This is a genomic window from Kushneria indalinina DSM 14324 (genome assembly GCF_003385845.1).
Taxonomy (GTDB): domain Bacteria; phylum Pseudomonadota; class Gammaproteobacteria; order Pseudomonadales; family Halomonadaceae; genus Kushneria; species Kushneria indalinina.
Map to the genome: position 1 here is coordinate 1003382 of NZ_QRDJ01000006.1, position 19507 is coordinate 1022888.

The window sequence follows — 19507 nt, forward strand, 5'->3', positions numbered from 1 at the left end:
ACAAGAACGTCACCTGATCGCCCTGCGACCGTCATGAACGACAACCATACTGACAGACAAGACGATAGTACCCAGCCACCACTAAAGGTCGCTTTTGTGAGCGAGACCTGGGCACCCGAAATCAATGGTGTGACGCATACACTCGGCCACCTGTCGCGCCATCTCAAGGCGCGCGGCATGTCCCTGCAGCTGATTCGTCCCAGGCCACGGAGCACCCATCATGATGCCCTCATGAGTGAGGAGCTCCAGGTCGGCGCCATTCCCATTCCGGACTACGACGGCGTCAGCATGGGGTTTCCTGCCCCGCGCAAGGTTGCCGGGCTGTGGCGCACCCATCGACCCGACGTCATCTATATCGCCACCGAAGGGCCCCTTGGCCTCTCTGCCCTTAACCAGGCGCGCAGACTGGGCATTCCGGTCATCAGCGGTTTTCATACCAATTTCGATCAGTACAGCCGCCACTACATCATGCTGAAAGTGCTCAGCCCGCTGGTGAGGCCCTTTCTTCGACGCTTTCATAACCGTTCGACCATGACGCTGGTACCGACCAAAGCCCAGGCAGACAATCTCACCCAATATGGTTATGACAATGTTAAGGTGCTCAGTAGAGGGCTTGATTGTGAGCGTTTTTCGCCCCGCCAGCGTGATGCCTCACTACGTGCTCAGTGGGGCGCTGACGACGACACGCCCGTCGCCCTGCATGTCGGGCGCCTGGCGGCCGAGAAAAACGTTTTGCTGCTGATTGACACGCTCGAAGCCATGCGCGAGCGTCAGCCCGATCTCAAGGCGGTACTGGTCGGCGACGGGCCACAGCGCGCACTGCTGGAAAAGCGCCTTCCCTGGGCCCACTTCGCGGGTTTTCAACGCGATCAGGCGCTGGCAAGACACTATGCCAGTGCCGACATTTTTCTGTTTCCGTCACTGTCGGAAACCTTTGGCAACGTCGTAACCGAAGCGATGGCCAGCGGACTGGCGGTCGCCGCCTTTGATTACGCGGCTGCAGGCGAGCTGATTTGTGAGGACATACACGGTAAGCTTGCCGCCACTGACAGACCAGCGCAGTTTATCGAAGCTGCCGTGGCGCTTTGTGAGGACATGGCATCCGCCCGGGAGATGGGGCGTGCTGCCTGTGAGCGGGTACATACACTGGGCTGGCCAAAGATTGGCGACGCCTTTATTGATTATCTGCTTCAGGCACAGGAGGTGAACGATGGCAGGTGAACGACTTATTCCGGTATTCAAAAGACTCGATACGCTTGAGTGGAAAGCGTGTAACAAGCTGGCCCGCCTCGGCGCCTATCGTCCGCTTCTTTTCGTTCTGCGCTGGGCCAGCCGTCTGGGTGACGCACCGGCCTGGATCGTCATGTGCCTGAGCCTTCCCCTGGTGACACAGTGGTGGTATGGCTGGTTTCTGGGCGTCTGCTTCGGTCTCTCGGCCGCAGTGGGCGGCATTCTCTATCGCCTGCTCAAGAACCGGCTATGTCGTGAGCGCCCCTACATCTCCTTTGAAATTCCCTGCACCATGCCACCACTGGACCGCTACAGCTTCCCCAGTGGCCACACGCTGCACGCCGTGATGTTTACCACGCTGGCGGCGCTGTTCGCGCCCCAGATGCTGATCGTGGTAGCCCCCTTTGCCGTACTGGTGATGCTGTCGCGCATCATCCTGGGCCTTCACTACATTACGGACGTGATAGCCGGCGCGTTGATCGGTTTTGTACTGGCCCATGGTATGGCACTAATCATCGTGGCCCTGCGCGGGATGCTGTTTGGCATGTGACCCATAGCAGCACAGCATGATTTGCTACTGAGCCGGCACCTATTTCTGTGCCGGCTTTTTTATAGGCGTGGATCAGAGCTGGCTGGTGCAATGTGCTGTCTCCAACAATATTTATTGTAGAGTAGCCGTATTGGCAGGTTGCGCTCAAACTGCCCTTCCCCCCCAGAACTCGAACGCATCTTTAACGCTTTCAAGACCTTGCCATCAGCATACGCCTCACCCCGAGACGTCGATCCCCCCTGCCTTCTTTAACCCTGATCAAACTCAGGACTAACGTCCTACAGCCAGAGACAGCGTATTACGGAATGCTGTGTCAGACATAACAACAAGGAAGCAGACAGGGCACGGTAACGCGCCCTATGGCAGGCGCAAAATCGAACATAAAACTGGTGTGCCCACCTCCCTCCCCATTTCCCATGCAGGTGCAGCGGAGCGTCATCATGACCATTACCTTATCGTTGAAGATAGGCATCATTCTTATACTCGGCGCCTTTGCGCTCAATGCCCAGGGCGCCGAGTACGAATGGAAGTTTCAGGCATCGGAAACTTCCGGTGAGCCCAGCTTTAAAATCAAACAGGAGTGGGCAGATAACATTGAAGTCATGACCAATGGTCGCGTGGCCATTGAAGTAATGCCGATCAATGCCGTGGTAGGCCCCACCGAAACCCTGCAGGCCGTCAGCGCCGGAATACTGCAGGGCCACATGACTGACCCCAGTTACTTTTCAGGCCAGAACCCGGCCTTTGGCATGCTGGGCAACCTGGTCGGTGCCTGGCAGAACCCTTACGACTTTCTCGAATACATGAAATATGCCGGCGGCGAAGGGCTCTACAACGAGCTGGTCGAACCCTACGGTGTTCATTTGATTTCGGCGGCCACCTTTCCGCTGGAATCAGTACCCTCAACGGTGGAAATCAAGACCATAGAAGACTTTGAGGGTCTCAAGATTCGGGCCCCACAGGGCATGGTGTACAACATTTTCGAGCGCATCGGTGCCACACCGGTCAATCTGCCGGGCTCTGAAGTCTATACCGGCCTTGAAAAAGGGGTCATCGACGCCGCCGACTCCACGGTGCTCTCCAATAACGATGCCCAGGGACTTCATCAGTTCGCCCCCTATCCGCTGTATCCCGGCTTCCACTCCATGCCCATGATCGCGGTGTCGATCAACAAGCAGATCTGGGATGGCCTGCCACAGGATCTGCAGGTCACGTTGAAAACGGCCTTTGATCGCATGTCCTACGACCTGATTGCGCGCCTCAAGGCGCAGGATCTTGAAACGCTGGCCAAGCTTGAAAATGACCCGGACGTGCATCCCTATGATCTGCCGCCGGAAGAGCGCAGGAAGTTCCGCCAGGCCGCCGAGAAGGAGTGGCAGGAATGGGCCGGTCGCAACGACATGACCCAGAAGATCTACGACTCGACCACCGGTTTCCTGCGCTCTCGCGATCTGCTCTGATCGCGACAGCCCATCATCGGCCCTGTACCAATAAAAACGTCAGAGGGAACCCATCATGTCTATCCGCCTTCCGCTGAAAGCCTGCGTGCTCATCGCACTGGGCAGTACAGCGCTTAATGTTCAGGCCGCCGAATACGATTGGACCTTCCAGACCTCGGAAACCTCCGGCGAACCTCAGTTTGAAATGAAAAAGGCGTGGGCCGACAACGTTGAAAAAATGTCGAACGGCCGTATTGCCATCGAGATTCTCCCTGTCGGGGCCGTGGTACAGGCCAACCAGACCCTTCAGGCAGTACGCTCCGGCATCCTGCAGGGGCATCTGACCGACCCCAGCTACTTTACCGGACAGGATCCGGCCTTTGGCATGATGGGCAATCTGGTCGGGGCTTGGAGCGACCCGTACGATTTTCTCGATTACATGAACAATGCCGGTGGCGAAGACCTCTACAACAAGCTGGTTGAGCCCTACGGGCTTCACCTGATCGGTGCCGCCGCTACGGGGCTTGAGTCCCTGCCTTCAAGCAAGCCAATACGCTCCATTGCGGACATGAAAGGGCTCAAGCTGCGGGCGCCGGAAGGCATGGTCTATAACATTTTTGAAAAGGCAGGCGCCACGCCGGTTAATCTGCCGGGCTCGGAGGTCTATACCGGGCTCGAAAAGGGGGTCATCGATGCCGCCGATTACACCGTCTTTGCGACCAACCAAGCCCAGGGGCTGCATGACTTTGCGCCCTATCCGCTGTACCCCGGCTTCCACTCCCTGCCCATGGTCGCCGTCTCGATCAACAACGATATCTGGCAGGGTCTCCCGGGCGATCTGCAGGCCATGCTGACCACATCCGTGGATGCACTGGCCTACGAAATGGTGGCCGAGCTGCGAACTCGCGATCTGGAGGCGGTACGTCAGGCGCGCCAGAACCCGGATATCGAGATCATTGATCTGTCACAGGAAGAGCGCGCGACGTTCCGTGATATCGCCCGTCAGGAATGGGCGGAGTGGGCCGAGCGCAATGATATTACCCGCGAGTTCTATGACTCGGTCGTGGCGTATCTTCAGACACACAACCTGCTTCCTGCTGAAGGCAGCAATGGGACAGATGCAGACGCCTCTTCCTGATTGAACTGGTTTTCAGGAGAGACGGGCATGGCCATGCCCGTCTCTCCTGACCCGATTGATTTTCTCTGATGAGAGGACGCCACATGTCCCAGGACCCCCACCGCCAGCATGGCGTCATCGAGGCAGACGAAGAGGAGCTCGCTCACTCGAACCCGGACCATATTGATCACGCCCCGGACCCGGTACGCAGTGCGCTTGATCGCGGCGTGGTATGGTGCGCCCGCAGCGCTGCCTGGCTGGTTTTCGCGGCCATGGCCATCAGCGTCTATGAGGTCATCATGCGCTATGGCTTCAACTCTCCCACCTCATGGGTGCATGAGAGCGTGGTAATGCTGGTCGCTGTCAGTTTTGCGATTGGCGGGCCGGCAGCGCTCGCCAGCAACCGTCATATCCGGGTGCGCATCCTTTATGACAGTGCCGGCCCCCGGCTACGCCTCTGGCTGGACCGTTTCAATGACCTGGTCACCTTCGGCTTCTGCCTGGCCATGAGCTACGCCGCCTTCACCATGTTCTGGGATGCCTCTCACAACCCTCTGGGAGAGTGGCGACTAGAACGTTCCGGTACCTCATGGAATCCGCCATTTCCGGCGCTGGTGAAAGGGATCATCATGGCCGCGCTGATGATCATGTGCGTCCAGTCGCTGGTCCATTTCGTTCAGTCCCTGCGGGGCAGGCCTGCCGAGGCACGACACGATGACGGGGAGGCAGCGTCATGAGCATTGCCGACGGTACGATCCTGATGGTCGGAGCCATCTTTGCCCTGCTGGTCACCGGCCTGCCGCTGGCCTTTATTACCGGTCTGGTGGCGCTCGCCTTCACCTTTGGCTGGTTCGGCCCGATGGCCATGCCACTGGTCACCAGTCGCATCTATGGCTTCGTGACCGAATATTCGCTGGTGGCGGTGCCAATGTTCGTGCTGATGGCATCGCTGCTGGATCGCTCCGGCATTGCAAAAGACCTGTTCAATGCCATGCGCGTGTTTGCAGGTCGCCTGCCCGGCGGTGTTGCGATACAGACCGTGGTCGTGGCCTTTTTCCTTGCCGCCCTCTCGGGCATCATCGGCGGAGAGATCGTGCTGCTGGGTATTCTTGCCCTGCCGCAGATGCTGCGACTGGGCTACGACAAACATCTTTCCATTGGCGTGGTCTGCGCCGGCGGTTCGCTGGGCACCATGATGCCGCCCTCGATCGTATTGATCATCTACGGGCTGATCGCCAGTGTTTCTATCGCCGATCTGTTTACCGCCGCCATTACACCGGCGGTGATCCTGATGCTCTCCTATATCGGCTACGTGCTGGTGCGATGTTTGAAAAACCCCAGCCTCGGGCCGCCACTGACTGAAGAAGACCGCCTCGAAACCTTCGCCACCAAAGGCAAGGCGCTGCAGGCGATTATCGTGCCGGCGCTGATCGCGGTGCTTGTGCTGGGTTCGATCTATGGCGGTATTGCCTCGGTTACCGAGGCAGCGGCCATGGGCGCGTTCGGTGTGCTGCTGGCGATCGTGCTGCGCGGCGAATTCTCGCTCAAGGTCATGCACGAAAGCCTCGGCCAGACACTGATGACCTGCGGCATGATTATCTGGATCGGTATTGGGGCAGCAGCCCTGGTCGGGGTTTACAACCTGATGGGGGGCAACCGCTTCATCTCGGGCATGATCCTGGGACTCGATGTCGCCCCCATCGTGATCATACTGGTGATGATGGGTATTTTACTGATACTGGGCATGTTCCTCGACTGGATCGGGGTCGCGATGCTGACCCTGCCGATTTTTGTGCCCATCATCACGGAGCTGGGCTACAGCCCGATATGGTTCGGGATCTTGTTCGCAGTCAACATGCAGGTGTCGTTTCTGTCACCGCCATTCGGGCCGGCCGCGTTCTATCTCAAGGGAGTCGCCCCGCCGGAAATCAGCCTCCAGGATATTTTTGTCTCACTATTGCCCTTCATTGCCCTGCAGCTGCTGGTGCTGTTTGCCCTTCTTTTCTGGCCCAATCTCGCCATGTGGCTGGTGTAACCTCCATCTTTGTTCGTACCGTACCTTCTCAAGGCCCAGCCGTTGATGCTGGGCCTTCTCCCCGGGCTCAACCACGATAATAGTGTGTCGTGACAAAGGGCATTGCCGTGACAGTCATGTCCAGCCGTCGACCGCGAACCTCTGCCTGTAGTGTCTGCCCGGGCTCACGGAACTCGCGCCTGACATATCCCATCGCTATGGGCGCACCGACCGAAGGGCCGAAAGTACCCGACGTTACCTCGCCGATGGGATCGCCATCCATGTTGTAAAGCCGGGTGCCCTCTCGAACTGGCGCTCGCCCATCGGCTTTAAGGCCTACTCTGACCCGCTCGGTATCCTGATTGCCCTGCTGGGTCAGGATGACATCTGCCCCCGGAAATCCACCTTCACGCTCACCGCCCTGTCGTCTCGCCTTGCCGATCGCCCAGCCGAGCGAGGCTTCAACCGGCGTGGTTTCCTTGTCCATATCGTGGCCATAAAGACAAAGCCCTGCTTCAAGGCGTAACGAATCACGCGCGCCCAGGCCGATGGGGGCGACTTCTTTCTGGTCGAGCAGCCACTCGGCAACCTCAGTGGCGCCTTCTGCCGGGATCGACAGCTCGAAACCATCCTCTCCGGTATATCCCGAGCAGCTGATCCAGAGATCATGTCCCATGACCTCAAAGCGCCCGTGCTGCATGAAGGCAAGCTCTGTCGCTAACGGACACAGCCTGCTCATGACCTCGCGCGCTCTGGGCCCCTGCAGCGCCAGCAGGGCACGATCCTCCAGGACCTCAAGCGTCCCTTCTTCACCCAGCCCGCTCCTCATCAGCGCAGCATCCGCTGCACGGCAGGCAGCATTAACGACCAGATAAAGATGCTCCCCGGCATTGACCGCCATGAAGTCATCATGGATACCGCCCACATTGCTGGTAAAGAGCCCATAGCGCTGACGCCCGGGCGCGATTCCTACGGCATCGATGGGGGAGACCCGCTCCAGCGCCTGCGCCGGTCGACTACCGCGGATCAGCATCTGTCCCATGTGAGAGACGTCAAACAACCCGCACTGACTGCGGGTATGCTCGTGTTCACGCTTGATCCCCATCTCGAACTGGACAGGCATTTCATAGCCGGCGAAGGGGACGAACCTGGCCCCGCGCTGTTGCCAGAGCGTATAGAGCGGCGTTCGGTGCAGCGTTGACATAAATCCTCCGGATCCGGTTCATGAATGGATACTCCTGAATGTGCATGGCCATTGATGGCAAAGGCCATGCACATGCAGCCGACAGCTTTCTACCGGTGATCGAGCGTCTGCGCTTCGCCGGCGAAATGCTCCCGGGTCAGCTTGAACACGACCGGCGACAGCAGTGCCAGCGCAATCAGATTGGGGATGGCCATCAGGGCATTGAAGGTATCCGCCAGCAGCCAGATAAAATCAAGATGCGCCATCGCTCCGACAGGGATCGCCAGCACAAAGGCGATTCGATAGAAGCGTGTGGCGCGGCTGCCGAAAAGATACTGAAAACATCGCTCGCCGTAGTAGGACCAGCCCAGAATGGTGGTAAAAGCAAAAATCGCCAGCGCGATGGCCACGATATAATCCCCCGGCCCCGGCAGCGCCGTACGAAAGGCCAGTGACGTCAATGAGGCACCCGAATCACCCTCGAGCCACTGCCCGGAGGTCACGATCGCAAGTGCCGTGATCGAGCAGACCACAATGGTATCGATGAAGGTACCCAGCATGGCCACCATGCCCTGCCTGATGGGGCTGTTGGTCTGCGCTGCCGCATGGGCAATCGGCGCACTACCCAGACCTGCTTCATTGGAAAAGACGCCCCGTGCCACACCAAATCGAATGGCTGCCGCCACCGCGGCACCGGCAAACCCGCCAGCCGCCGAAATGGGCGTGAAGGCATGTTTGATGATCAGCCAGAGCGCTTCAGGAATGGCGGCGTAGTTAATGGCCAGCACCACCAGCCCCGCCAGCAGATAGGCCACGGCCATGAACGGCACCAGACGGCCGGCAACACTTGAGATACGCTGGATCCCGCCCAGAATAACGGCGCCGGCCAACACCATGATGATCAGGCCGGTCACCCAGGTAGGGATGTTGAAAGAAGTGGATAGAGCGTCGGCGACCGAATTGGCCTGCACCGTATTGCCGATACCAAAGGAGGCCAGCGTGCCAAACAGCGCAAACATCACGCCAAGCCAGGCGTAGCGTTTGCCGAGCCCGTTTTTGATGTAGTACATCGGCCCGCCCACAAATTTGCCCTGGTCATCACGCTCGCGATAACGCACGGCACAGACCGCTTCAGCGTATTTGGTCGCCATGCCGACCAGTGCCGTCATCCACATCCAGAACACGGCGCCGGGCCCGCCCAGAGCGATCGCGGTGGCAACACCGGCAATATTGCCGGTACCGATGGTGGCCGAAAGAGAGGTCATGAGGGCGTTGAACGATGAAATCTCGCCGCTGTCCTTTTCACCCGGAGCACGCCCCTGCCAGAGCAGGGCAAAGGCGCGGCCGATGTTGCGCACGGGCATGCCCTTGAGCCCTATCTGCAGATAGAGCCCCACGCCCAGCAGCAGCAGCAGCATCAGTGGCCCCCAGACCACCCCGTTAATACCTTCTACCAGTCCTTGTAGTGCTTCCATGACCGATTTTCCCTGATTTGTTATTGAAGTCATTGCTCGTCGAACAGCATGGATGACGGCGCAACATGAAAATCTACAGGCTGACCCTGCTGATGTCATGACAAGCTTGCCGGAAACCGACGTTTTTCACGCCCGCCCCTTTTAGTCCCCGGTCGGCAACGTTACGATAAGCAAAAAGTTTCCGATCGGAAACACGTCGGCACAACAAAATCGCCGGTCCGCAATCAGCAGTGGACGAGCAAGCCGCCTGAAGCCACCCTATAGGCAGGTCAGCCTCGTTATCCCCGGGATGTTTCGCCATCCGTCATCTTGGCATTGAACAGGACATATAAAATGAGCCAGATCCCCACTAATCTCCGCTATTCGGACAGTCACGAATGGGTCCAGGATAATGGCGATGGTACGGTCACCATCGGCATTACCGATCATGCTCAGCAGGCCCTTGGCGACGTGGTCTTCGTGGAGCTTCCCGAGGTTGGCAGCACCATCACCACCGGTGAGGAGTTCGGTGTGGTTGAATCGGTCAAGGCCGCCTCCGACCTTTATGCCCCCCTGAGCGGTGAAGTCCTTGGCGTCAACACCCTGCTCGAAGACGCCCCCGAAAGCCTCAATGAAAGTCCCTACGACGATGCCTGGTTGATCAAGATTCGTCTGGCAGAGCCTGATGAACTCGAATCACTGATGGACGCCGAGAGCTATACCGAACTCGTCGCCAACGAAGCAAACGACTGAACAGCATTTACGACTGACACCACGAGGCTGACCTCCTCGCTGTTGTCAGAAAGGCTCATGATCATCGCTCGGTCCCATATTGGCCGCGCCCTGCAGTGACATCTTCTGACACTCCATCTTACGGATATCCCATGGCCGCTGATTCTCGCTCGCTGGATGAACTCTTCACGCATGATGCGTTTATTGCCCGTCATATCGGCGTCGATGCCACGGCCCGTCACCATATGCTGGAGACACTGGGCGCGGACACGATAGACGACCTGCTATCTCATGCCATCCCCGCAGACATCCGCATGGAGGGCGAGCTAAACCTGGCCGAACCGGTGTCGGAGCTTGCAGCACTGACGCGCCTGCGCCGGGACATGGGCACCAATCAGGTCATGAGAAATCATATCGGGGCCGGTTATTACGGCACCATCATGCCTGCCGTCATCGCCCGTAATGTGCTGGAAAACCCGGGCTGGTATACCGCCTATACCCCCTATCAGCCCGAGATCGCTCAGGGCCGCCTTGAAGGGCTGCTCAACTTTCAGCAGATGGTCATGGACATGACCGGCATGGCACTGGCCAATGCCTCGCTGCTGGACGAGGCCACCGCCGCGGCCGAGGCCATGGCCCTGTGCAAGCGGGCCAACCGCAAAAACAAGAGCCAGGCCTTTTTTGTCGCGGACCACGTTTTCCCCCAGACCCTGGATGTCGTGCGTACGCGCGCGCGCTGGCTTGGCCTTGACGTGATCGTGGACCGCGCCGAGCGGCTTGATCAGTACGATGTCTTTGGCGCGTTGCTGCAGTATCCGGCCGAGGATGGCAGCGTGACGGAGATCCAGGCCCTCATCGAGCGCGCCCATGAACGCCAGATCATGGTCGCCGTGGCCACTGATCTATTGTCGCTGGCGCTTTTGAAGCCGCCGGGAGAGACGGGCGCCGACATCGCACTTGGTTCCGCCCAGCGCTTTGGCGTGCCCATGGGCTTTGGGGGTCCACACGCGGCCTTTTTTGCTGTCAACGATGACCTCAAGCGCGCCATGCCCGGACGCGTGATCGGCGTGTCTCGGGACCGTCACGGCAAACCCGCCCTTCGCATGGCCATGCAGACGCGCGAACAGCACATACGTCGCGAAAAGGCGACATCCAATATCTGTACTGCCCAGGCGTTACTGGCCAACATTGCCGGTTTTTATGCGGTCTATCACGGCCCCGAGGGCATTCGCACCATTGCGACACGCGTGCATCGGATGGCCCGCATTCTGGCAAGCAGCCTGTCCGACAGCGATATCAGTGTGGAAAGCGAGTATTTCTTCGATACGCTGACACTGCGGGTTAATGACACCAGCGCCCTGCGCCGGCGCGCCGAAGCGGCCGGCCACAATCTTCGCTACCGTGAGGATGGCCGCGTGGGGATCAGTCTGGATGAAACCACCACGCCGGAGGATCTTGAGGCGCTTTTCACCATTTTGCTGGGCGACCAGCACGGGCTTGATGTCGCTAAACTCGACAGGGAGCTGCAGCAGACCAGCACTCAACTGCCGGGAGCCTGCCAGCGTCAATCGGACTTCCTGACACATCCGACCTTCTCGCGCTATCACAGCGAAACCGAGATGCTTCGCTACCTGAAACGCCTCGAGAATCGCGACCTGTCACTCACGCACGCCATGATTCCGCTGGGCTCGTGCACCATGAAGCTCAATGCCACCAGCGAAATGGTGCCGCTCTCCTGGACCGAGTGTGCCGACATCCACCCCTTTGCGCCCGAGACCCAGGTACCGGGCTATCTGAAGATGATTGGCGAGCTGGGCGATTATCTGGTTAAAATAACCGGCTATGACGCCATCTCCATGCAGCCCAACTCGGGCGCTCAGGGAGAGTATGCCGGCCTTCTGGCCATTCGACGCTATCAGCAGTCGATCGATCAGGGTCACCGACACATCTGTCTGATCCCATCGTCAGCCCACGGCACCAACCCGGCATCGGCGGCCATGACCAGCATGAAGGTGGTGGTAGTGGAATGCGATGCCAACGGCAATATCGACCTCAACGATTTACAGGCCAAGGCCGAAAAACACAGTGCTGAACTGTCGGCCATTATGCTAACCTACCCCTCCACCCATGGGGTGTTCGAGGAAGGCATCCGCCAGGCATGCGAGATAGTGCACCAGCACGGCGGTCAGGTGTATATCGACGGTGCCAACATGAATGCTCAGGTCGGTCTGTGTCGACCGGGCGACTATGGCGGCGATGTGTCGCATCTCAATTTGCACAAGACCTTCTGCATTCCACACGGCGGCGGCGGCCCCGGCATGGGCCCGATCGGCGTCAAGGCGCATCTGGCAGAGTATCTGCCCGGCCATGTGCACCGCTCGGGGCACACCCATTTTGAGCCAGGCACTGCTGTCTCCTCGGCAGCCTTTGGCAGCGCCCTGATTCTGCCCATTTCATGGGCCTACATTGTCATGATGGGCGCACGGGGGCTGCGCGAGGCCAGTGAAGCGGCCATTTTGAACGCCAACTACGTGGCGCATCGCCTGAACGAGCACTACAGCGTCCTCTATCGTGGCAAAAAGGGCCATGTGGCCCATGAATGCATCATCGACATTCGTCCGCTCAAGACCACCACCGGCATCGATGAAGAGGACATTGCCAAGCGCCTGATGGATTACGGCTTTCATGCACCGACCATGTCCTTTCCAGTGGCAGGGACGCTCATGATCGAGCCGACCGAATCCGAGTCGCACCAGGAGCTGGACCGCTTCTGCGAGGCGATGATCGCCATCCGCGAAGAGATTCGCGCCATCGAGCAGGGAGATGTTGCTCGCGATAACAATGTGCTGGTCAATGCGCCGCACACCCAGCATGATCTGTATCGCGATGACTGGCCTTACCCCTACTCCCGCGAACAGGCGGCCTTCCCCACTCAGTCGACCAGGGCGGCCAAGTTCTGGCCCAGCGTCAATCGGGTTGATAATGTGTATGGGGATCGCAACCTGATCTGCAGCTGCCCGAGCATCGACGACTATCGCAATTAAGCCTCTTTAACGCATCAGGCCGACAGAATGGAACTCATTCTATCGGCCTGATCATTGTGACGCCTGGAGCAGGGTCGGTTACAGCTGGCCTCAAAAGGACAGCATCAGCCAGAGACTCTGTTGCTGTCGAATGGCCTCAGGTGCTGCGGTCGTCGGAGACCATGTCTGCAGGTGCCTCATAGCCATACAGTGCATTGCGTCGCTGCTCGCGAAATTCATCCAGCAGCTGACGGTATCGACGCGGCAGCTCCGCGCCTCGACGCGTCAACACATACAAAGACTCATAGACCGGTACCGTCAGCGGGACTTCCTGCACTTGGCGCTGCCATGGAGAGGTTTCAAGCACCGGACGCGACACGACGGTGAACCCCAGCCCACGCGCGACCGCATCAAGGACTACTGCCACGTCGTTGGTATAACCCTTCTGCGGGAAATAACTGATCGAGCGAAACTCATCGGAGTAGTTCTCGCGCAGTACCTGACTTGCGTTATTTACCCCGTCGAAATAGTTCAAAAATCCCAGCGCCAGCAGTTCATTGATGCTGTTACCGCGAAAATCGGCCGGCACGACCAGACACAGCGGCTCGTGATGCCAGAGTTCATACTCAAGATCAGGATGACGCGTGATATCGGTCACAAGCCCCAGATCATAGCGACCGGCCAGCACGTCCTGCACGATTTCGGCATTGAAGGCAAAGTTATAGTTGATGGTCAGCCCGGTATTGACCTGCTGATACCCCAGCGCAAAGGGATAGAACATCAAGCCGATACTCGAGGGGCTTGCGATACGGCAGTCGCCGCTGCTCAGGGACTCATCATCAAGGCCGTGACGAAACTGTTCATGCTCGGCAAAAAGCCGGATGGCATAGTCATAGGCGCGTCTGCCCGCCTCTGTCAGCGTAAAACGGCGACCATGACGGCGCAGCAGGGTCTTGTCGAGGTAATGTTCAAGCTTACGGATGTGCTGGCTGACCCCCGGTTGGGTCATTTCCAGCTTGTATGCCGTATGGGTAAAACTGCCTGTTTCCACCAGCGTGATAAAGGTCTTGAAATACTGGGCATTAAACATGAGGAGTTATCAGCTCACTGACGGCCCTGGCCGCAACGCGACCAGGGCAGATAAAAAAATCTTCATTTCTGATCAGACAGATACGGCGTGCCTGGCTACTTTATCAGAAAATTTTATAGCTCGCATGAGCTCCTCAAGCTCTCGTGTTAGCATCCAGAGACATGCCTTTTGACACCGCTGCCCCCCTGGAACATTCATCATGTCCGACCCCTTTTTAAACCGCGCTGAAAATATCAAGAAGACCCTGCTGGCCATGGAATCTGAGGCGCCTGATAACGACCTTTTTGCGCTGGGTTACATGATTCCGCAGATAGAGCTTGTGCAGGAGATGGCGCAATACGATCCCGAAGATGTGACCGGCGAGGATTTTGATGCCACCTACCGTCAGTGGCTTGAAAGCACCTTTATGGAAGATGCCATGGCAAGCGATGACCGCCAGCGTATTGAAGAACTCTGGCAGAGCGCCATGAGCCGGACAGCCTGATCCATTCCCGCCAGGGCCTGACTCTGGCATTTGTTGACTGCAGGAAAAGGATATCAAAGAGGATGACAGAAGCCACACGCATTTCAGCCACCATTTCTCCGGAAGGCAGTCTGGAAGTACTCTCGCAGCAGGAAGTCAATCGCTTGCGGGACACCTCCTCCAACGGCATGCACGACGTGCTGCGCCGCTGCGCACTGGCCATTTTGAACTACGGCACCATGGTCGATGACAGCTGCAGTGTGCTTGAGACCTATCACGACTTTGATATCGAAGTGATCCAGCAGGACCGTGGCATCCGATTGAAACTGACCAATGCCCCGGCGCATGCCTTTGTGGATGGCAGCATGATTCGCGGCATCCGTGAGTTGCTCTCTTCTGTCCTGCGCGATGTGGTGTATGTCTCCAACGAAATCGAAAAGCACGGTCGTTTCGATCTCGACTCTGCCGAAGGCATTACCAACGCCGTATTCCATATCCTGCGCAACGCTGGCGTCATGAAGCCGTCCCGCGACCCCAACCTCGTGGTCTGCTGGGGCGGGCATTCAATTTCACGCGATGAGTACGATTACAGCAAATCGGTCGGTTATCATCTGGGCCTGCGTGACATGGACATCTGCACCGGTTGCGGCCCGGGCGCCATGAAAGGGCCCATGAAGGGTGCCAATGTGGCACATGCCAAGCAGCGTCGTCGCAACAGCCGCTATCTGGGCATTTCGGAGCCCGGCATTATCGCTGCCGAATCGCCCAACCCGATCGTGAACGAACTGGTCATCATGCCGGATATCGAAAAGCGTCTTGAGGCCTTCATCCGGGTCGGGCACGGCATCATCATCTTCCCCGGCGGCGTGGGCACCGCCGAAGAAATTCTCTATCTGCTGGGCGTACTGCTGCACCCGAACAATGCAGACATCCCCTTTCCAATCATCTTTACCGGGCCGGCCAGCAGCGCTGACTATTTCCGACGCATCGACGAATTCATTGCCTTTACGCTCGGCGCCGAGGCGCAGAAGCACTACCGCATCATGATTGATGATCCCGTCGGTGTGGCGCGCGCCATGAGAGAGGGTATCGAGGAAGTCACCGAATTCCGGCGCCAGCATCAGGACGCCTTTTACTTCAACTGGCGTCTGGAGATCCCGCGGGACTTTCAGCAGCCCTTTACGCCCAATCACGACTCGATGGCCGGTCTGGCGCTTCACCGCCGCCAGAATGTGCATGATCTGGCCGCCAATCTGCGTCGCGCCTTCTCGGGGATCGTGGCCGGCAACGTCAAGGAGCATGGCCTGCGCGCCATCGAAAAACATGGCCCTTTCCGCCTGAATGCCGAAAGCGAACTCATGCAACCCCTTGACGAACTGCTGACCTCTTTCGTCGCTCAGGGACGCATGAAGCTGCCTGGCAGCGAATACGTCCCCTGCTATACGCTCAACGCATAAAACGTACTCGACCTGGTGGTGGCGCTACTGCGTGGCAGGGCGCCACCAACCGTACAAGGCGTGCAGCAACAGCCCGACGGTCATGGCCCTGGGGAGCCACTGATACCAGAACTGCGCCTGCCCCGTAACCAGATGCCAGAGTGTCGTAGCGACAACACCTGCTGCCAGCCACAGTAGCAGGCGTTTCATTGATTGGGAGGCATCGCTTTTGACGTTGTCTGAAGCGCGCTGCCACAGGATGGCAGACACGACCACCAGGGCCGCCACGCCCCCACATACCAGTACCAGTCGCTCATTGTCACGGACGATATAGTAGCCGGGCGCTGCTACCAGCATGGTCATGGCCAAACCCAGCAGGATGGAAATCCGCTCGCCGCTGGCCAGCAATCCATGACGGTTCATGAATGCTCTGCCAGCCACTGTTCCGCCCAGGGCAGTGCCGCATCGTCGGCCATCGGCGTTTCCGAGGCATCCACTTCCAGACGCTCGCCTACACGGCTGGCCCCGAGCGACGTCAGAAGCTCATCCAGCTTTCGACCGGCACCGCAAAAACTCTCCTCATAGCTGCTGTCCCCCATGGCAATCAAAGCGTATCGAAGCCCCTGAAGTGAGGGACGCTCCTGCTCAAGGGCGCTGCTGAGGCCGGTAAAGTTGCCGGGATAATCGCCTCGCCCCGTAGTGGAGATGCAAAAAAGCGCCAGATCCGGCTGCGGCTCGAGCAGCCCCTCAAGCGTTGGCGTTTCATGAACATCAACGCCGTATCCTGCCGTTTCAAACAGTGGCGCTATCTGCTCGGCAACATCCAGCGCGCCGCCATATACGGTTGCAACATAAATTCCGACATCAGGCATGAGTCTTGATCACCAGCGTTAAATTTTGGGAATGGTAACATAGCGCGCTTGACGCTTTCCTTGCCCGCAGCATACAAAAAGCCCCGCCATGGGCGGGGCTTTCACTTCACGACAGCTACTCGTCATGGCCGTGAATACGGGGATGGATCAGGCCTTGTCGCGCTCTTCCACCAGGGCCTTGAGCTTCTGCCCGGGTCGAAATGTGACCACACGACGTGCCGAGATAGGGATCTCCTCTCCCGTCTTGGGGTTACGACCAGGTCTTTCACGCTTGTCACGCAAATCAAAATTGCCAAAGCCTGAAAGCTTCACCTGTTCATTTTCCCTGAGACAACCGCGGATTTCGTCAAAGAACTGCTCGACAAGCATTTTGGCTTCACGCTTTGAAAAGCCAAGCGACGTGTGCAGATGCTCTGCCAGTTCAGCCTTGGTCAACGCACTCATTATCCGACATCCTGTAGGAAACAATCTTTAGGAGACAGTGTCCCGCCACCGCATTCAGTTACGCAGTAACGCGCCAAAACGTTCCGAGGAAACCGCTACAATATTGTCAATTGTCTGATTAATTTCAATATCTGTCAGCGTGCGCGAAGGATGCTGCCAGGTCAAGCCCAGCGCCAGGCTCTTGCGCCCCTCTTCCACGCCGGCGCCCTGATAAACATCAAAAAGGCGCAGATCCGTCAACGCCTCCCCGGCCTGCTCACGGATCACGTCCAGAAGCGACTGCACCGGCAGGGTTTCATCCACCAGTAGCGCCAGATCGCGGCGCACTTCCGGATGACGGGACAAGGGACTGAACGCAGCGAGCCTGCCCTGCTGCAAGGAGGCCAGTTCAAGCTCAAAAACGTATACCTCGGGCTTGATACCGAGTTTTTCCCGGACCGCGGGATGCAGTGCTCCTACCCAGCCGACACGACGCTCGCCACGCATGATACGGGCGCACTGGCCGGGATGAAGCGCGTCATGCTCGCCCGGCTCGAAGCGCCATTCATGTTCGGCGCCCCCCAGTGCCAGAAGACGTTCCACATCACCCTTGATATCAAAGAAATCGACGCTTTCCTTGCGGCCCGCCCATCCTTCCGGATCCCGAGTTCCGCAGATCATGCCGCCCAGCATCGGCGTTTGCGTCAGCGCCTCGATATCACCATTGAACACCAGCCCTGTCTCAAAAAGACGAACGCGCTGCTGCTGACGATTGAGGTTATGCAACAGCGACCGACTGAGCCCCGCCCACAGACTCGAGCGCATGACAGACATGTCGCTGGAGATAGGGTTGGCAAGCGTTGGCGTTACAACATTCGGGGTCAGCGCTTGCTGCAGCTCATCGGAGACAAAGCTGTAGGTGATGGCTTCCTGATAACCGCCCGCTACCAGATGCTGGCGAATGGCATCGAGAGAGACCTTCGTCCCATCTTCGCGACGTGGGGCCAGGTTGGTCTGCGGATACCGAACGGGCAAACGGTTGTAGCCGTGAACGCGTGCCAGTTCTTCGACCAGATCCTCTTCCAGGCGCACATCAAAGCGCCATGCAGGAATACTGACATGCCAGACGCCCTCTCCCTGAGCCACCAGGGTCATGCCCAGGCGGGTCAGGATGTCGCTGATTTCGTCATCATCAAGGGCCATGCCCAGAATCCGGCTGACGCGCGCGGCACTCAGGGTGATCTGGCAGGTCTCGGGCAGCGCCTGTGCATCCGTCTGCTCGATCACCGGGCCAGGGCGGCCGCCGGCCAGTTCGACAAGCAGTTTCGTGGCACGCTCAAGCGCGCGCACCTGCAGCGTTGGATCAACACCACGCTCGAAGCGATGCGAGGCATCCGTGTGCAGACCATACTGGCGAGCCCTTCCAGCGACGGCAAGCGGCGCAAAGAAGGCAGACTCCAGCAGCACATGACGCGTCTCGCTGTTGACGCCCGAACTCTCTCCCCCCATGACCCCCGCGATGGCCAACGGGCCATCAGCATCGGCGATCAACAGGGTATTGTCGTCAAGCTGGACTTCCTGCCCATCAAGCAGGGTCAATGTTTCGCCAGCGCGAGCATTTCGCACTTCGATATGCCCCTGGAGTCGATCCAGATCGAAGGCATGCATCGGCTGACCCAGCTCAAGCATCACGTAATTGGTGATATCCACCACGATATCGATGGAGCGCAGGCCACAGCGACGCAGATACTCCGTCAGCCACAGGGGCGAAGGTGTACTGACATTGACATCACGCACAACGCGCGCGCTGTAGCGCGGGCAGGCGCTGCCATTATCAAGACGAACCTCGAAGCGCTCGTCCATCTGCGCCGCCACGGGCGGGATCTCGGGCGTTTTGACCTCAAGGCGATTGAGCACACCCAGCTCGCGCGCCAACCCCATGATACTCAGGCAGTCGCCGCGATTGGGCGTCAGGTCGACATCGATGCTGTGATCGTCCAGCCCGAGCCACTGCCTTACGTCCCCGCCAACAGGCGCACTGTCCGGCAACACCCAGATGCCCGGCGACTTTTCCTCCACCAGACCGAGCTCGGATTCGGCACAAATCATGCCGTGAGACGCCACGCCTCTGAGTTTTGCTTCCTTGATGGCGAAATCGCCGGGCAGGACCGCACCCGGCCTGGCCAGAGCCACTTTCTGACCGGTGGCCACGTTGGCCGCTCCGCACACCACCTGCTGAAGCTGGCCGCTGCCATCATCAAGCTGACAGACACGAAGGCGATCTGCATCAGGATGTTGATCAGCCTCTTCTACACGTGCCACAACAACGCCTGAAAACGGGGCTGATACCGGTTCGATGGCATCAACTTCGAGCCCCGCCATGGTGATCTGATCGGCGATCGCCTGCACGTCCTGCGCTACATCAACCCATTGACGCAGCCACTGTTCGGAAACTTTCATCTTGCCTCGCTATACCGAAAC

At 58.5% G+C, this 19507-nt stretch carries 17 protein-coding genes; 10 read left to right on the plus strand and 7 right to left on the minus strand.

The genetic code is table 11. From position 1 onward, the window contains the following. The first annotated feature begins 96 nt into the window (after positions 1-96). The 6 genes from C8D72_RS04690 (at position 97) to C8D72_RS04715 (ending at position 6371) form a co-directional block, all read left to right on the plus strand. Positions 97-1221: a glycosyltransferase family 4 protein gene (locus tag C8D72_RS04690; RefSeq protein ID WP_342768062.1), complete on the plus strand. Its 1125-nt coding sequence runs from the start codon at positions 97-99 to the stop codon at positions 1219-1221. Further along, positions 1211-1780: a phosphatase PAP2 family protein gene (locus tag C8D72_RS04695; RefSeq protein ID WP_115853199.1), complete on the plus strand. Its 570-nt coding sequence runs from the start codon at positions 1211-1213 to the stop codon at positions 1778-1780. The genes C8D72_RS04690 and C8D72_RS04695 overlap by 11 nt, the downstream gene beginning before the upstream one ends. Before the next feature lie 440 nt (positions 1781-2220). Beyond that, positions 2221-3240 (plus strand): TRAP transporter substrate-binding protein, encoded by a 1020-nt coding sequence (locus C8D72_RS04700; RefSeq protein WP_115853624.1) that lies wholly within the window; start codon positions 2221-2223, stop codon positions 3238-3240. A gap of 55 nt (positions 3241-3295) precedes the next feature. Continuing rightward, positions 3296-4357 carry a TRAP transporter substrate-binding protein gene (locus C8D72_RS04705; RefSeq protein WP_115853200.1) on the plus strand — a complete coding sequence of 354 codons (1062 nt, stop codon included), beginning with the start codon at positions 3296-3298 and terminating at the stop codon, positions 4355-4357. Positions 4358-4440: 83 nt separating this feature from the next. Then, a complete protein-coding gene (locus tag C8D72_RS04710; protein ID WP_115853201.1) occupies positions 4441-5073 on the plus strand; it encodes a TRAP transporter small permease subunit in 633 nt (210 codons plus the stop codon). After that, positions 5070-6371: a TRAP transporter large permease gene (locus tag C8D72_RS04715; RefSeq protein ID WP_115853202.1), complete on the plus strand. Its 1302-nt coding sequence runs from the start codon at positions 5070-5072 to the stop codon at positions 6369-6371. The genes C8D72_RS04710 and C8D72_RS04715 overlap by 4 nt, the downstream gene beginning before the upstream one ends. Before the next feature lie 67 nt (positions 6372-6438). Here the strand turns inward: C8D72_RS04715 and gcvT are convergent, their stop codons facing one another. After that, positions 6439-7554 (minus strand): glycine cleavage system aminomethyltransferase GcvT, encoded by a 1116-nt coding sequence (gene gcvT, locus C8D72_RS04720; protein ID WP_115853203.1) that lies wholly within the window; start codon positions 7552-7554, stop codon positions 6439-6441. Positions 7555-7643: 89 nt separating this feature from the next. After that, on the minus strand, positions 7644-9008 hold the full coding sequence (locus C8D72_RS04725; RefSeq protein WP_115853204.1) for an alanine/glycine:cation symporter family protein: 1365 nt from the start codon (positions 9006-9008) through the stop codon (positions 7644-7646). A gap of 333 nt (positions 9009-9341) precedes the next feature. Between C8D72_RS04725 and gcvH the strand changes: the two genes are divergently transcribed. Together gcvH and gcvP are read left to right on the plus strand one after the other, a co-directional pair. Next, positions 9342-9740: a glycine cleavage system protein GcvH gene (gene gcvH / locus C8D72_RS04730; protein WP_115853205.1), complete on the plus strand. Its 399-nt coding sequence runs from the start codon at positions 9342-9344 to the stop codon at positions 9738-9740. Between the two features lie 131 nt (positions 9741-9871). After that, positions 9872-12763, plus strand: coding sequence for an aminomethyl-transferring glycine dehydrogenase (gcvP, locus tag C8D72_RS04735; protein ID WP_115853206.1), 2892 nt, complete (start codon positions 9872-9874; stop codon positions 12761-12763). 136 nt (positions 12764-12899) lie between these two features. Here the strand turns inward: gcvP and C8D72_RS04740 are convergent, their stop codons facing one another. Continuing rightward, a complete protein-coding gene (locus C8D72_RS04740; protein WP_115853207.1) occupies positions 12900-13832 on the minus strand; it encodes a LysR family transcriptional regulator in 933 nt (310 codons plus the stop codon). Between the two features lie 199 nt (positions 13833-14031). Here C8D72_RS04740 and C8D72_RS04745 point away from each other — a divergent pair, with 199 nt between their 5' ends. Both C8D72_RS04745 and ppnN read left to right on the plus strand, forming a co-directional pair. Then, complete coding sequence (locus tag C8D72_RS04745; protein WP_115853208.1) at positions 14032-14316, plus strand: YfcL family protein; 285 nt, start codon at positions 14032-14034, stop codon at positions 14314-14316. Positions 14317-14378: 62 nt separating this feature from the next. Further along, on the plus strand, positions 14379-15752 hold the full coding sequence (ppnN, locus tag C8D72_RS04750; RefSeq protein ID WP_115853209.1) for a nucleotide 5'-monophosphate nucleosidase PpnN: 1374 nt from the start codon (positions 14379-14381) through the stop codon (positions 15750-15752). A gap of 24 nt (positions 15753-15776) precedes the next feature. Here the strand turns inward: ppnN and C8D72_RS04755 are convergent, their stop codons facing one another. The 4 genes from C8D72_RS04755 to pheT form a co-directional block, all read right to left on the minus strand. Continuing rightward, on the minus strand, positions 15777-16154 hold the full coding sequence (locus C8D72_RS04755) for a hypothetical protein (protein WP_147301499.1): 378 nt from the start codon (positions 16152-16154) through the stop codon (positions 15777-15779). Next, entirely contained in the window at positions 16151-16603 is a 453-nt protein-coding gene (locus C8D72_RS04760) for a flavodoxin domain-containing protein (RefSeq protein WP_115853211.1), read from the minus strand. Before C8D72_RS04760 ends, C8D72_RS04755 begins: the two co-directional genes overlap by 4 nt. Positions 16604-16750: 147 nt before the next feature. Continuing rightward, positions 16751-17047, minus strand: a complete 297-nt coding sequence (locus C8D72_RS04765; protein ID WP_086622906.1) for an integration host factor subunit alpha — start codon at positions 17045-17047, stop codon at positions 16751-16753. Positions 17048-17101: 54 nt separating this feature from the next. Beyond that, a complete protein-coding gene (gene pheT / locus C8D72_RS04770; protein ID WP_115853212.1) occupies positions 17102-19486 on the minus strand; it encodes a phenylalanine--tRNA ligase subunit beta in 2385 nt (794 codons plus the stop codon). Positions 19487-19507: the final 21 nt, after the last annotated feature.